The organism is uncultured Arcticibacterium sp., from assembly GCF_964021845.1.
GTDB lineage: Bacteria > Bacteroidota > Bacteroidia > Cytophagales > Spirosomataceae > Arcticibacterium.
The window spans coordinates 1-16,943 of record NZ_CAXHZC010000009.1; the positions used below are offsets into that span (position 1 = coordinate 1).

The 16,943-nt window shown below is 38.4% G+C and carries 6 protein-coding genes and 1 tRNA gene; 6 read left to right on the plus strand and 1 reads right to left on the minus strand.

All coding sequences use genetic code 11. The annotated features are described in order from the left end of the window. On the plus strand, nucleotides 1-5,075 hold a 5,075-nt coding region (locus AADJ06_RS20090), incomplete at its 5' end, for a gliding motility-associated C-terminal domain-containing protein (RefSeq protein ID WP_341228291.1). Nucleotides 5,076-5,617: 542 nt separating this feature from the next. Here the strand turns inward: AADJ06_RS20090 and AADJ06_RS20095 are convergent. Continuing rightward, nucleotides 5,618-8,038, minus strand: coding sequence for a M14 family zinc carboxypeptidase (locus tag AADJ06_RS20095; protein WP_341228292.1), 2,421 nt, complete (start codon nucleotides 8,036-8,038; stop codon nucleotides 5,618-5,620). A gap of 215 nt (nucleotides 8,039-8,253) precedes the next feature. On the opposite strand from AADJ06_RS20095, the gene AADJ06_RS20100 reads away from it, so the two are divergent. The 5 genes from AADJ06_RS20100 (at nucleotide 8,254) to AADJ06_RS20120 (ending at nucleotide 16,899) form a co-directional block, all read left to right on the plus strand. Continuing rightward, nucleotides 8,254-8,325 (plus strand) — tRNA-Glu (locus AADJ06_RS20100). A 1,525-nt stretch (nucleotides 8,326-9,850) separates the two neighbouring features. Next, the gene (locus AADJ06_RS20105) at nucleotides 9,851-12,199 is read left to right on the plus strand and encodes a family 78 glycoside hydrolase catalytic domain (RefSeq protein ID WP_341228293.1); all 2,349 of its coding nucleotides are present in this window, start codon (nucleotides 9,851-9,853) and stop codon (nucleotides 12,197-12,199) included. A gap of 102 nt (nucleotides 12,200-12,301) precedes the next feature. Next, nucleotides 12,302-14,173, plus strand: a complete 1,872-nt coding sequence (locus tag AADJ06_RS20110; RefSeq protein WP_341228294.1) for a sulfatase — start codon at nucleotides 12,302-12,304, stop codon at nucleotides 14,171-14,173. 93 nt (nucleotides 14,174-14,266) lie between these two features. Next, nucleotides 14,267-14,977 carry a LytTR family DNA-binding domain-containing protein gene (locus tag AADJ06_RS20115; RefSeq protein ID WP_341228295.1) on the plus strand — a complete coding sequence of 237 codons (711 nt, stop codon included), beginning with the start codon at nucleotides 14,267-14,269 and terminating at the stop codon, nucleotides 14,975-14,977. Beyond that, nucleotides 14,974-16,899: a histidine kinase gene (locus tag AADJ06_RS20120; RefSeq protein WP_341228296.1), complete on the plus strand. Its 1,926-nt coding sequence runs from the start codon at nucleotides 14,974-14,976 to the stop codon at nucleotides 16,897-16,899. Before AADJ06_RS20115 ends, AADJ06_RS20120 begins: the two co-directional genes overlap by 4 nt. Nucleotides 16,900-16,943: the final 44 nt, after the last annotated feature.

The following is a 16,943-nucleotide window of genomic DNA, read 5'->3' on the forward strand; positions in this document are numbered from 1 at the left end:
ACACGGCAACATGTAGCAGCTCATGTGGTACATCAGGAAATAGTAATACAGTTACAATTGAACAAGGTGCAACTCCATCTGCCCCAGTAATCACTTCTGACAAAGTTCAGATCTGTGGTACAGAGAAAGTCACCATCACAGCAAGCAGCTGTACCGGTAGTCTTCTGTGGAGCACAGGAGCCAATACAGCAACTATTTCTGTAGGAGCTGGTTCTTATTGGGCTAAGTGTGTTACTGATTGTGGAACATCTGAAGGAAGTAACATTATTAAAATAACTAAAGTAGGAACACCAAATACGCCAGTAGTAACCTCTGATAAAACAACTGTTTGCGGAGAAGAAAAAGCTAGCTTAATGGCTCTTGGATGTAACTATAATTATGTTTGGAGTAACGGAGCTACTGGGGATGTGATTTCGGTAGGAGCAGGAACTTATACAGTGAAATGTGTAAATGAATGTGGAGAAAGTAGTGATTCAAATCCAATTGTTATTGGAAATGGAATCTTGCCTAATCCGCCAACCATTGAATCAGACAAGGATCAAGTTTGTGGAACGGATAAAGCAACACTTTCTGCAACTAACTGTAATGGCACGGTAACATGGAGTACTACTGCAACTGGCACTACTATTCAAGTAGGAGCAGGAACTTACACAGCTACATGTCTTAGCTCATGCGGAACATCTGGAGTTAGTAATGTGGTAACTATTGGAGGTGGAGACGCACCAAACGCACCAAACATTACTACCAATAAGACGCAGGTTTGTGGAATTGAAAAAGCGACACTTACAGCAACGGATTGTAGTGGAACAGTAACATGGAGTAACGGCGATACTGGCCTGACTATACAAGTAGGAGCAGGAACTTATACTGCAACGTGTGGTAGTTCATGTGGAACATCGGGTAATAGTAATGAGGTGACAGTAGGTGGTGGAGTTACACCAAATGCACCTACGATTTCTGCAAATGATACACAAATATGTGGTTCTGAGAAGGCAACGTTGACAGCAGAAAATTGTAGCGGAACAGTAAAATGGAGTACTGGAGCAACGGGCACTACTATTCAAGTAGGTGTAGGAACTTATACAGCTACCTGTAGCAATACATGTGGTGCATCAGGTGATAGTAATGAGGTGACAATAGGTGGTGGAACTACACCAGTAGCACCAACACTTACTTCAAATGCAACAGAGGTTTGTGGCACAGATAAAGCAACACTTACTGCTGATTGTAATGGTACTGTAGTATGGAGTACAGGAACAACTGGTCTTACTATTCAAGTAGGAACAGGAACTTACACGGCTACATGTAGTAATGCATGTGGTACATCTCCAAACAGTGATGCGATTACAATAGGTACCGGCTCAACACCAATAGCTCCAAATGTGTCTTCAGATAAAACAGAGGTTTGTGGTACGGATAAAGCAACTTTAACGGCTACTAACTGTTCTGGAGTGATCAAATGGAGTACGGGTGAAACAGGAGCAACTATACAGGTAGGAGCAGGGACTTATTCGGCAACGTGTACTAGTGCTTGTGGCTTATCTGATAAGAGTTCAGATTTAGTTATCAATAATGTAGAAACACCAGAAGCACCAGTTGTTTCGGCTGCGAAGTTTGAAATATGTGGAGATGAAAGTGTGACACTAACAGCGGTTAACTGTACTGAAACAATACTATGGTCAACAGGAGCGACTGGAGCTTCCATATCGGTCAATCTTGCTGGAACTTACTCCGCTGTTTGTAAAGGAACATGTGGTGATAGCCCAGTGAGCAATAAAGTTCAAATTATTAAAACAAGTGTGCCTAATACGCCAATCATCACTACAGACAGAGTAAATGTTTGTGGAGAAGAGAAGGCTACGTTGAAAGGTATAGGTTGTGATTTTGAATATGTTTGGAGCAATGGAGCTACAGGTGAAATGATTCAAGTAGGAGCAGGTTCTTACACCGTTAAATGTGTAAACAGTTGTGGTGAGAGTGCACCTTCGGGAGTTATAGAAATAGGAAGTAATGGTAATCCATCACCTCCAAGAATACTTGCAAACAAAACAAGCTTATGCTTACCAGATTCAGCTATGCTTATTGGAGATGTTTGTACAGGAACTGTCAAATGGAGTAATGGAGCAATTGGCGATACCATCTATGTAGCTCAAGCTGGAACATACACAGCTACATGTTCGAACGCATGTGGAACTAGTATGCCTTCTGAAAGCAAGGTCATTACTTCTGGTGGTAAGCCATCAGCTCCGGTAGTATCGACTACCACTAATAAGATATGTCCTAGTGAGAGTGCTGTAATTACAGCATCGGGTTGCAATGGTACATTGACTTGGAACACTGGAGCCATTACTGCATCTATTGTGGTTGATTCCGCTGGAACATATTCTGTGAAGTGTACTAATACTTGTGGTACTAGTGATAGTTCTGAAGGAATTATTATAGAAGACAAGTTTAACGGATGTGGTACTTGTGATGTAGTGAAACCAATTATTACCGCTAGTGCATTAAGTCTTTGTGAAATAGCTGATGTGACATTATCTGTTGATAATTGTAACGGAGCAGTTATTTGGTCTTCTGGTCAAACAACAAGCTCTATCACAGTAAGGCCATTTACTACCACGAAATACACTGCCATCTGTAAAGAAGGAGCTAATTGTATAAGTGTGTTGTCAGATCCAGTAACTATTACGGTAGGTGCTGCTAACAAACCAACATTAGCCTGCAGTACAGACCTGGTTTGTCCTGGAGAGTCTGTAACGCTTAAAGCTTACGGATGTGACGGTATTGTTACATGGTCTACTGGAGCTACTGGAAATACAATTTCAGTAACCTTAGATGAGAATACGAAATACTCAGCATTCTGTACTAATGGCATATGTGTGAGCGAAAGTGCTGATTCCTTAGAAATAGCAGTTGGCTTGCCAAACAAACCGTTCATTAGCTGTAAGAACTCTTCAATCTGTATTGGTCAAACGGCTTCCTTAACAGGAACAGGATGTACGGGTACTATTGTATGGTCAACAGGTGATGAAGGTGGAGTATTAGCTATTAGCCCAACAGAAGCAGGTGTTTATAAGTACACTGCCATTTGTAGGTCTAACATTGGTGACTGTGTGAGTGATACATCAAATGAAATAACAATTAGCGTAGGAGCGACAGTGTCTAAGCCTACCGTGGTTGCTGATATTTCTAATGTGTGTCCTTTTGAAACGGTTGATTTAAGTAGTGCAATGATAAGCTCGCCTAACGGAAGCTTTGAATTCCATACAAGTAATTCAATCAACGCTCCGATTGTAACCAACATCGGAATGGTATCTGAAGGAACGTTCTATGTCTTTGAGAGAAGTAAATTAGGATGTTACAGTGAGGCGGCCGCCATTAATGTTTCCATCACAGAATGTGAAGGGGACCCTGTGGTAATCGATTCTACGCAGTATGTTGATATTGCTGTAAGCAAAACAGGTTCGGCAAGTACGGTGGATGTTGGTGATACTGTTACATACACAGTAGCAGTGAAAAACCTAAGCACATTCCCGGCAACCGGTGTAGTAGTGAGAGATATACTTCCAGGTGGCTTAGCGTTTATCTCTGCAAGCAGTAATGCAAGCTTTGTAAACGGAATAGTGTCTACCAGTATAGACTCGCTGAAAGCTGGAGAAAGTGTAAGCATAACTTACCTATCTAAAGTATCTGCAGCTGGTAAGATTGTTAATAAGGCTGAGTTACTTGAGCTTGACCAAATTGACAACACCCTTTCTAACAATGTAAGTGAGTTTGTTATCAATAATCCGATTGACGGAAACTTGATTGGACTATCTAAAGTTGTTGGAGACTTTGTAAGCCTTGGAAATAACCAGTTCGAAGTGCCATACACCATTTATGTTTCTAACATGGGAGGTGGCGTTCTAAACAATGTTCAGGTAACTGACGATTTGGATAGAACATTTGGTAACGGAGCGGTAATAGTTAGTGATACCATGGAAGTAACTACCACAGGAACATTAACTGCTAATCCGAACTTTACGGGTAGAATAGATGGTCAGTCGCTGTTAGTTGACTCACTGAGTACATTGGCTGTGGGAGATAGGTTTAGCATTGACTTTAAAGTGATAGTAGATATTTCTGGAGCAAGTACAGACCAATACTTCAACTCTGCCATGGCAGAAGCAGGAGTAGATTCTAACAAAGTTTCTGATACATCTACAAACGGATTATTGGCTGACCCTGATAATGACGGTGACCCAAGAAACAACGATGAAGCAACACCAGTTAAATTTGAGGTTGATAGTCTTACTTCTAATCCGGCAATTGCGGTTGGACTTAGTGTGGTGGATGCTGAAAAGTATGATGACCTTAGCTATGACATAACTTATAGAGTGATGGTTAAGAATATCGGTAATGTTGACCTTGACAGTGTTCAGTTAATTGATAGTCTATTGTTAACATTCAGCGATACCCTTGATTTCCAAATAGTGGGTACTCCGGTGGCAAATAATAATGGACAGCTTACTATTAATACTAACTATGACGGTAAAACTGACAATAACCTGTTAGTGGCTGATAGCAATAGTATCTTGCAAGTTGGTCATACGGATAGTGTATTCTTTACGGTAAGACTTTACCATGAAGGTCATGCTGGTCCATATAATAATTATGTAACAGCAGTAGGGCATGGTGCAGATAGTACAGTGACTGATAACTCTAACGATGGTGAGGATATTAACCCTGGTGATTCATCGCCAACGGTCATCAATCTTCCAATCTCTTCCGATGTTCTTCTGGTAATGCCAGGTGGTTTCTCACCAAATGGTGACGGTGTGAATGACACTTGGAAATTAAGTATGCCAACTGGGCTAAGAATCACGGACCTTGAAGTATATAACAGATGGGGTCACTTAGTTTGGAGACCTGATAACATTGATGACCTAGAAACGGTTATTGAGTGGGACGGTAGTTCAAATCAAGGAATGAGATTTGACAGTGAAGAGTTTGTTCCAGACGGTACTTACTTCTATAACATCAAAACGGATAGTGCTGGTAAGCCACTTGTTGGTTACATTACCATAGCGAGATAATATAAACCTAAACTTTAGACCTAGAGTCCGTCAAAGCTTTGCTTTGGCGGACTTTTTTTGTGTTAGAATATGAAAAAGAATCTAATTCCTCCTAACTGAAATTAAGGGATAGTGCCTATCAATACTATGCTCATAAGGGTTAGTTATTTTAAAGCTACCTATTCGCTGTTTTTAACAAGGTTTTGGGTGCTTAATTAGAATAATGGTAGCGGTAGCTTATAAAGGTGTATAAGGGCCTCGAAAAGCCACATTTTCCCTTCGGAATTTATACGCTTAAAGCATTGAAGAAAAATTAAGAAGGATAAACCTCAGGAGTAAGGAAGAAAAAACTGCTAATGGTTTTGTTGGTAGGGCTAACTTGCCTGAAGAGCTTTGTGAACCAATTCAAATTTAAAGTTTAGGTAAGCATGGCATTATAATATGCTTTTTTGACTCTTTTGAGAAAGTCTTAGTGTGCTCTGTTTTGACAAACAGAAATTACAAGAATATTTGCAGCTCGACAGATTTTATATATAATCAAATTAGCATTTCTGCTAAATGTTTTATTCAGTCAATGGCTTGGCTGGTTTGGAAAGAAAGATAGCATTTCCCATAAGAATTTTTCCATCTTCCATAATACCTCTGAATAAGGGATTTATAGCAAACTGATGAACTACGCCATTACCGAAAAAATAAGTGCCTAATATAAAAGAATCATTTAAGAAAGTCCTCGCATTTTTGCCAACAAAACCACTTAAGTGGTCGTCAGCGTTAATAGTAGAGGGTAAATAGGTCTTAGAATTTTTTAAGGCATACTTTGGAATGCCTGTTAGATTAAAGTTAAGCCCATCTTCTAATCCAAAGCGTAAAGAACTAGCATTGTCAATTTCGGTGTTGAACATGGCACCTTGAATTAAATTAAAGGGTTTGTTTTTGTCTGTTGAGTATTTGATTTCGTCCGTATTTATTTCTGCCAGTTTGCCAATATCTAATAATTCACTAATAGTAATTCCACCTTCCAATAAAATCAATTTTCCACCTTCCGCAAGCCACCTTTTAAACCTTTCCTCATCCATTTTTAGCCTGTTATAGTTTCCGTTAGAAACAATGAGAACATCAAAATCACTAAGGGTTATATTCTCGAAACCTTGTGTCGATATTTCAGAAAAAGGGAAAGAGAGGTGTTTATCTAAGTAAAATAAGAGGTCTCCAAGTTCTTCTTCAAAAACACCAGGACCTACCAGAACCGCGACTTTGGGTTTGCTTAGAAAGCTTAAATTTTTCTTTTTAAGCAGCTTAAGATCTGCTTTTCTTAAGTTTTGTATATCAAGTTTATAGGATTTGGCCCTTTCTAATAAGCTCTCAAAAATGTCTTTATTGCTGTTTTTGTTGATAACAAGAACACCTTCATCCACATTTATTATGGCTTTCATTTGAAGAGCCTCCGAAAGAAAGGCCGTGGAGGCAGCTGAGTTTAACGTTATAGAAAATGCTAAATAATCAAGCTCTACCACTTCGTTTTCCATTTGCAGTAGATGTAGCCCTTTGTTGATAGTAAAGCTGTCAGAGACGGCGTATGCCTTAATATGATGCAAGTATGGTATCGCCCAGCTGCTGATGTCATAAGTTTTGGTAGCGTTCATTGCAGTTTCAGGTTCAAAGAGAACCCTTACGAGTCTACCCTTGGGCTGGAAAGTGGAAATGATCAAATCATTTCTGTTTACCATGAAAGAATCAAGACGATTGAGGTGAAAATTATAGCCTTCTAATACTTTAGATTCATGAGCATAGTGGTACGTAATACCGTTGTTATCAAGAAGCTGGATTAAAGCTGGAGTTTTTGCTTTAGGCGTATTTTTGATTACAAAGTTTTTGTAAAAGCCGTTTCCTTTTTTTTTGGTGTAACTATGAAAATTCTGAAAGCTGCTTATGATATGTGTTTTATTTCTGAAGGCTGTTTCGTATAAGCTTTTTGCGGTGTAAAAGTGTTTATCAATTCTTTTTGTCAAAGTCAGCGTGTCTCCATTATTTTGGATGTACATTAATCCAGCCGCTTCGCCACCACCTTGCTCTAGTGTAAGCCCAATGGCCCCATTAAACGTAGCATAGGTATCAGCATAAGATGGATACAGGAGGTCAAATTCCTTTTTAGAGAAGTAGTCCCACTTTTGATTTTCAAAACCTTGTTCTAGATCTTTCCCAATAGTTTCTAAAATTTCTTTTTGATAAGGTTCCACAGCCTCATGTAGTGGTTCGGCTGCTGGTGGGAAAAAGTAACTCTTATTGGGTTCCATTTCATGAAAGTCGGCATGAAGGTGCGGCATCCAAGAATTGTAAAGAGCTAGCCTTTGTTTGCTTTCTTTTTGAACCTGCCACACCCAATCCCTATTTAAGTCACTCAAATAATGGTTGTACCTTCCTTGCGGCCAAGGTTTCTGATGTTCGGTGGCTTTTTCGTTATACAGGCTGTGATTATGATGAACAGAGCTATACCACTGCACGTAGTGCTCCCTACCATCTGGATTTAGGCACGGGTCTACTATGATAATTTCTGAGGGAGAGGTATTCCTAGAAGCTAAATAATGCATGTATTTCAGGGCAGCTTCAGAGCTAGATGCTTCATCACCATGAATGTTGAAACTATACCAGGTAATTAAAACGTCTTCCGTACTTTTTTCGCCTTTATAAATTTCAATGTTGTTAAGATGGTTTTCACGTAGTGATTCAAGTTTTTTTAAGTTGGACTCATTCGTATGAATTATCACAAAAAGGTTTCGACCCTCTTCTGTCTTTCCGTAGTTTATTTTTTTGAACTGGTGTGGGTTAGAATTGACCAGATAATCACAATACCGCTCAATATCAGCATGGAAGGTAAAACGCGAACCTAATTCATAATCTAAAAACTCAGACGGGGTAAAGGCATTTTGGGCGTTTATCGAAACGAACGCCAAAAGACCAATAAGGGTGTAAATTATTTTTCTCATTTTTTTAAGTACTCAAAAGTACAATAATTGGCTTGAAAGGCCATATTTGATGTATTTGAGAATTGGATGGAAAAATAAATGAAATATTTTTAGCCAGAAGTTGTGTAATCCAAACCCATGCTTTACTTTTGCATCTCAATTCGGAAACGAGTTGAGACATAATGTCAAAAACAGGTAAGTTTTTACGCTTCTTGCAACGAATTATGGGACCAGTCGGCCCGTTCGTCTAGCGGTTAGGACACGGCCCTTTCACGGCTGAAACACGGGTTCGATTCCCGTACGGGTCACGAAGCCCTCTTGAGAAATCAGGAGGGCTTTTGACATTTTAGGAGTTTTGTTTTTTGTCCTCACTGCCTGCCCCACACTATCGGGTCAAGAACAAAACCTGAGGGATAGGAGATAAATTCTGATTTTTGAGAAAACTTAAGAAGTCAAGAATTCGTAAAGTTCCCCTCAGCCGTGTCTCGCATGCGGACTCTGCTGTACTTCTATTTTTGATACGGTAATTTTACTTCATGGCTACAAAAGTAAAATGCAATAAAATACAACATTTATGCAGTAGTGCCGCAGAGTCCACTCTGGCGAGACTCTAATAGAGGAAAATCAATACAACCAAATTATAAAGAGGTAATGGAAGTTCTAACAAACAAGAAACCAGAAATTGACTGTGAATAAATTAAATAAAACTCTTTGGTATTCAATTCCATTTACAATTTTCGTTGACGATCTGATGCATTGTTACCTATCGGGGGAATATAATATTATAGACGAAGGAAGCTCTGTAATCAATCATATCAAAATGATTATAGCTGGCTTTGCAATGACTCTTATTTGGGATTTTTTTACTTATTTGGCATATGTTTTAGTACTATCTATAGCTCATATTGAAATAAGCAAATCAAGACTAAAAAATCAACTTCAATGGTTTCCATTTTTTTATGGATTGCTCTTGCTTTTTGTTAGTTTGATAATGACCTATGTATTTAGGACAGGAACAGACAGTAATAAACTACTTTTTTTTCTAGGCCACTTTTTTGCTGGTTTTTTTCAGGGCTTGTTGGTTTGGAGGGTTTTCAGACATTCTTAGTATCTATTTCTCCGCTGTGCAAGGTCTTCTACCTTGTACGTGTGACAGGCGGTCTTCCCACAGATCTTAAGGGATTCCTTATATTTCCCTGCCACATTGTCTCCTAAAAGGCACACTGTGGTATTTCACCATACCTGTATTCAATATACTAAAACAAACGTCAGTTTATCCAAATTGCTATTGATTCTCATAAAAATAACCGTAGCTATAAATCGTAGTCAGAAAAGCTCCATGCCTTATAAATCCATTTTCCTTTTAGCCCTTATAGCATTTTCTTGTTCCAAAAATATGGAAGTAGCACCGGCTAAGAATTATCTAGAAAAATGTGTTATTCAGCAGGACACAAAACTAAATTATGGCTCTGTAACTACGGATGAAATTTCCCTCAGGCGTGTCTCGCATGCGGACTCTGCAGTACTTTTATTTTTGATACGGTAATTTTACTTCATGGCTACAAAAAGTAAAATGCGATGAATAACAAGATCCGCTCTATCTGTGTGTTTTTCACGACAAAGGTTAATTATTTGGTTTGAATTGAAGTTCTAGAACATGCTCGCCAGACTTTATGATATTTATTTAAAGACGACTAAAGATTTTGAGAAATCAAGAGGGCTTTTGACATTTTAGTTTTTTTTTATTTGTCCTCACCACCTGGCCTACACTGTCCTTCAAATTTATAGTTGGCACATAATTTTATCTAAATTGCCAGTCTACAACCCTAGAATATGAAGCTAACTCTTTTTAAAGCCTTTGGAATAATATTGCTTTTTAGTTCATGCCTTATTGGACAAAACGCTCCTTGGATAGCCTACCCCGAAGCTAATAACCAAGTATATGGTGTTTATCACTTCAGAAAGACCTTTGACTTAGAGAAAGTACCTGACAAACTAAACGTAGAGGTATCTGCTGATAACAGATATAACCTCTTTGTGGATGGGAAGCGTGTTTCTTACGGACCTGCCAAAGGAGACCTTAAAACGTACAAATATGATATTGTTGATATAGCACCATTTCTGAAAAGCGGGAAAAACGTATTAGCTGCGGTGGTAAATAACGCTGGAAAAGATAAACAGATGTCTATTTTTTCTGTTCAAACGGCTTTTATGTTGCGAGCCCAAAAGGAAGAACATCAAGGACTGAATACTAACCAAAACTGGAAGGTGTTTAAGAATGAATCATACTCTCCGGTGACTTACCAAGAGATGCTGTTTACCAACAGATGGTTTTACGGTTACTATGCTTGTGGTCCTGGAGATCGTGTAGATGCTTCTAAATATCCATGGAATTGGGAAAGGGTGGATTATGAGGATAGTGGATGGAAAAACGCCGAAGAATTACGCTTTGAAGGAAAAGAGCCTTGGTCTTTGGTAGCTAGAAATATCCCAGCCATGGCTAATTATGAGGTACTCCCATTGGCAATAAGGCGAAGCAATAATGTCTCGGGGCATAAAGGTTTTTTGAGTGGAGAAAGCACATTGAAAGTTTTGCCTAATACTAAAGCAGAGGTACTATTTGATTTTGAAGATTTTACCATGGGTTACCCTGAATTAAAAGTTAAAGGAGGGAAAGGGAGTAAGGTTAAAATGAAATTTGCGGAAGCTCTTTATGAAGGGGTAAATCTTAAGGCCCATAGAGATTCGGTGGGTTCGCTAACTATGTATGGCGTATATGATATTTATAAACCAGATGGGGGCAATCGAACGTTTAGACCATTATGGAAGCGTACGGCTCGGTACGTTTCTTTAGAAATAGAAACTGAAAATGAAGCCTTAGAAATAGCTGGATTAAAGCTGGAGTATTCAGGATATCCTTATGAGAATATGGCAACATTTGAAAGTGATGATGCTACCGTAAATGAGATTTTTGAGATGAGTCAAAGAACCCTTGAAATGTGTTCCGGCGAAACCTACTATGATACGCCCTATTATGAGCAGCTAAGTTATGGTGGTGATAACCGTCCTATAGGGCACATCTCTATGTTTAATACCACAGACGACCGCCTGTTTAAAGAAGTGATGAGATTGTATTCTCAATCGGTCAACACACAAACTGGCCTAATGAAATCTGCTTATCCATCTAGGTTCGATTTTGACCAAGGTACTTGGTCACTAGCATGGATTCAGAGTTTGAATGATTACCACAATTTCAGGGCAGATACGGAGTATGTTAAGCAGTTTGAGGAGTCTATTGACAATGTTCTCTCTTATTATAGAAGACATACAGATAAGCAGCTAAATATTTTGAATGAGATAAACGTCAAAAACTTTTTAGACTGGAGCATAAGTAAGGGAAACATACCAAGAATGAACGAGGTTGGTGTTTTTAAGCATAACATCATGTTGACTACTTATTACATTCTAACCCTAAACTCGGTAGTGGAGCTTTACGAGAATTTAGGTTTAACAGCAAAGGCCAAGACCTATAGGGCAGAAGCAGATTTACTAAAAAAAGGTGTGAGAGAAAGTTCGTATAATGGAGACTTAGGCCTTTTTAGGGATGAAATGAACAAGGAGATATATTCTCAACACACTAATATCCTAGCCATATTGGCGGATGTGATTCCTGAAAATCAGCAGGAAGACATGCTTAAAAGGGTGCTATCTTATCAAAACTTTGATGAGATGGCGAGTAGCTATTTTTCCTTTTATCTTTTCAAAGCCATGGAGAAAACTAAAAGAGGTGATTTACTCCTTAAAAGTATGGTACCTTGGAACACATACCTTGATAAAGGATACACCACTACGGGCGAAACCGGCTTTGCTTCACATGATAGGTCAGACTGCCACGCTTGGAGTGCACATCCTGCTTACTTTTTCATGAGCTTGGTTGCAGGAATTCAGTCTGCTTCTATTGGTTTTGACGAGGTTTTAGTTTCTCCTAATTTAGGCTCTTTGAAAGAACTCAAAGTAACTTTGCCTAACCCAACAGGCTTAATAAAAGCCGAGTACAAGGTGGTGAAAGGAATATTACAGGCTGAGATAAACCTTCCAGAAGGAATTAAAGGTGATTTTAAATATAACGGGTTTGTACAAGAGCTAAAACCAGGTACTAATCGCTTAGAAGTGTCTTTATAATGTTACGCTAAATTTTCCGTTTCGTAAATTCTTTGGTCTTCTTTGTTGGGTTTTGCCGACAGAAGCTAGGTTTGCTTTTAATACTATTATTCTATTGATAAAATGAAATTCAACTATCTAATTTTTATTGGCCTTGGGCTATTGTTCTCTTGTACTTCTGAAGAAGAACGTCCTAATATCCTCTGGATTTCTCATGAGGACTTCTCTCCAGCTTGGGGCTGCTATGGTGATGAACAAGCTACTACACCAAATATTGACGCATTAGCGGCTGATGGTTATCTGTTTGAACAAGCATTTTCTAATGCTCCTATTTGTGCTCCTGCCAGAGCAACTCTGATTTCGGGCATGTTTGCTACCTCATACGGAACACAGAACTTACGTTCAGAAATACCAAGACCCGAAGGCTTTAAGACTTTGCCCGAATATTTTAGAGAACAAGGGTACTTTACATCAAATAATGCTAAAACAGATTATAATTTTAGTCCGGAAGGGCTTTGGGATGATTTAGGAAATACTGCTCACTGGCGAAATAGAGCTGGAGAGCAGCCTTTTTTTAGTGTTTATAATGCTATGATTACGCATGAAGGCCATACCAATAGATATGTGGCGGAAGATACCAAATCTGTAAATCCAAAGCATAAACCAGAGGATATGGTCATTCCTCCTTACTTTCCTGATACGCCTGAGTTTAAAAAAATCATGGCTCACCAGTATGACCTAATGACGGTTTTTGACCAAAAAGTAGGTGAAATTATAAAGGAATTAAAAGAAGATGGCGAGTATGAAAATACTATCATCATGGTGTTTTCTGACCACGGGCATGGGCTGCCTCGTTATAAACGCTGGCTGTATGATACGGGTTTAAGAGTGCCATTTATCATGCATGTTCCTGAAAAATTCAAACACCTGGTATCTAACATAGAAAAGGGGCATAATGATTTAAATGTAAGTTTTGTGGATTTTGCTCCTACTGTTTTAAAATTGGCAGGGATTGATACTCCTGATATTATGGAGGGTGATAACTTTTTAGGTTCTGAGTCAAATCAAGATGCTTACAGTTTTGGCTATAGAGACAGAGCCGACGACTCTTATGACATGAGCCGTTCGGTGTTTGATGGTAGGTATATGTATATCAGAAATTACATGCCGCATTTGCCCTATATTATCAATGCCCAAATTTATGGGCCTGATAAATGGTCGTATAAAGAATTACTAAGAGCACGTGATGCAGGTGAGTTAAGTGCAGAGTCCATGAAGATGTTTTTGCCAAAGCCATTTGAGGAGCTTTATGATTTAGAGCAAGACCCGCAAGAGCTTCGCAATGTCATAAATGATGAAGCTTTAAGCGGAGTGGCCGGAAAGTTAAAGGAACGCTTGAAAAAGCATTTGATAGAAACGCATGACACGGGTCTTATGAATGAGGGTCACATGATGCTTCTGGCCAAAGAAAACAATACTTCGGTTTATGAAATGGCGGGTAATACTAAATTTTTTGATGTAAACGAGGCCCTGAATGCTGCAGAGAATGTTGGTAGGGTTTCAGAGATTGAAGAGCTTTCTAAATTGTTAAAAAGTAAAAATGCTAATGTTCGTTTCTGGGGATTGACAGCTTTGCAAAATCCTGAAATTAAAGTTGATGAGATTTCGGACCAATTAAAAGAAATGCTGAATGATGCTTCTGAGCCAAACCGTTATTTAGCTGCTGAAATATTGATAAATAAAACTTCAGAAAACAAAGAGGCATATGCACTGCTAAAAGATGAACTTATCCACCAAGAATATGAACCAATGACGCTCCAATTGGCGATAGCTATCAGGAATTTGGATAAAAAAGCTAGACCCTTATTGCCAACCTTAAAGGAGTATGCTTACCCAAAAATAAAAGGCGACGTGGGGAGAGGAGGTTATAAGAGCTGGTCATACCCAATGTTTATCGGCTTTGCTTATGACCAGATTATTCAAAATTGCCTTTAATTTTTATTTAGAAGGAAGTGTTTCGGGTATTCGGATTTATTCCGATTTGGGCAATAGCTTATGCGGTTTGCTGTTTATAAGTATCTTTAGCCCATGAAAAAGTACTCCGCTGTACTAATTGATGATGAGGCACATTGTATAAGAACGCTGGAACAGCAGTTGGCCTGGGTGACACTTCCCATAGATATATTGGGCAAAGCGAGTTCGGTAAAAGAAGCCTTAGCGGTTCTTAAGAAGCAGACCAAAACACCCACTTTTATTTTTTTAGACATTCACATGGGTGATGAGGATGGCTTTTCACTTTTAGAGCAGGCAGACCTTAAAGGCTCTCATATTGTCTTCACTACGGCTTTTGAACAATATGCTCTTGAAGCCTTTAAACATAGGGCTAGCGGCTATTTAACCAAGCCTATTAGTACAGATGAACTAGAACTGTTGCTTAAAAGCTTGGTTTCCAAGAACGAATTGACCAGCGGTTCGCAAACTTTAAAAATAAATACTCGGAACGGTCAGGAGGTGTTGAATTTAAAGGAAATACATTATGCCGAAGCAGATGGGAGTTATTCAAAACTGTATTTAGAAAATGGGACAACAAGGGTCGTAAGTAAAAATCTAAAAGGTTTATCAGAGTTATTGGCGGAATCTCATTTTGTAAGAATTCACAGTAAGTATCTTATCAATATTCATAAGATTAAAAAGGTTAGCAAAGGCGACAAGCCTTATGTTTTACTAAAATCAGTAACAGAACTACCCATTAGTAGGTCCCGAAAAGAGGAGGTTTATAAATTAATAGAAGCTTTATGAAAAAGCTTATTTTGTTACTTTTTGGCTTTATGACAGTCGTGACTGTTTGGGCTGAAGTACCTCCTTTGCCATCTTGTACCTCGTGTACAGACTCGGTGTTAAATGTTTTTTGGGAAGCCCCAGCTAATTATGAAAAGACAGAAAAAGATACGCTGGCGTTTAAGTTTCAATATTATACAGAAACAGCAAAAGAGGGTATTGTTTCCCTTGGAAATCCTGATATGGCATGGTTTGAAATTAGCAATGGAACCTCAAAAAAGCAGTTTTGGGCGGGCAAAGGAATGGCTCTGAATAAACTAGAAAACCCCTATGCCAGGTATTTTATTCCTGTCAATTTCCAGAAAGGCGAAAACATAATTCACTTAAAGGCCAGAAGCCTGAGTAATCTCCCTTTTCAGCTGAACCCCATTTTTATGGAAGGGCAAGATATGGAAGCATTGAAAAATAAATTTCAAATAAACTCCCGGTCCAGTGATATAGTGAAATGGCTTTCTTTGCTATTAACTTTCGTCTTTTTATTGCTGGCTTTAGTGAACTTTCTGGCCTTTAAAAACCACTTTTTCAAGTTCTATATTCTCTATATTTTGGTGGTTTCTATTCTGCTGCTCATTTGGCTAGATTTTAATGGTCAGCATAATGTTTTATTTCCAAACAGTCCTCGTTTATATCAAATAGCCTTGGTTTTTGCACAGCAGCTAGGCTACTGTATCTATGCGGCCTTTTTTATACACTTTTTGGACTTAAAAAACACCGATAGGCTATCCTTTAAAATGCTCAGGATATACCAAGGAATGGCTCTTTTTATGGGCTTGTTTAATCCCTTATTTTCCTATTTTAAGGAAGACTACCTCTTTGTGCTCAAATACCTTAGCTTCCTCCATTTGATACCCATGTTTATCATTATTTTCGTGTTGGTGAGAACGCTTTTGGTAGTGAAAAACAAGCTAAAGTATTATGTATTAACAGCCACCTTATTGATTGTACTTTTCACTTTTGCAGAGCTGGCGTTTACTATGTATCGGGGTGGCACTTTTGTGAGAGATTATTTTGGGCCATCATTGGCAGGTTTTAAAGGCTTTAATTTTTTACAGATTGGCCTGATGCTGGAGCTTATCATATTTTATTTTGGACTTACACATAAAACGCTAGACGCAGAAAGAGAGCGGGCAGCTTATAAAGCCAAGGTGATAGAGCAGTTAGAAGAAAATAAAAAACTAGAGAAAGAAGTAAAAGATTTACTGGAAAAGCAGCTAGAAGCTTCGCAAAAGGATTTAGTAAATCAAAAGTTTAAAAGAGAGGCAGAGACTAACTTATTTAAAGCCCAACTGAAGTCTATTCAGCTACAAATGAACCCTCATTATTTCTTTAACTCTCTCAATTCCATAAACGACTTCATTTATGATAAGAAACCCCGTCAAGCTTCTGAATATTTGGCCAAATACGCCACATTGATGCGTAGCGTATTAAGGAATTCAGAGAGTATTGAAATAACTTTGGAGAAGGAAATAGAACACCTGAAAGTATATTTAGACTTAGAAAAAATGCGTTTTGAAAATAGCTTTGACTATGAAATAAAGCATACCAAAGATGCTGACTTTTTAAAGAATAAAATACCATTAATGCTTATACAGCCATTGCTAGAAAACGCCGTTTGGCATGGCTTTAAAGACATAAATTATCCTGGAAAAATCTGCATCAGTTTTGAGAAAAATGAAAATGGTTTTACCATAAAAGTAGATGATAATGGCGTAGGCTTGGCAGCCAAAAGGAAGCCAAAAAAGACATCAATGGGCTTGAAACTTTTGAAAGAAAAGCTTGCAGTTTTTAATCAATTGAATGAAATGAACATTGATTTTGAATTAAAAAACAAGTTTAATGAACAAGGAGTACTGGGGGTTTTTGATATAAAAAATAAGCCATAAAATAGAAACCTCTGCCATTTACAAAACCAAACCTGCAACTTACA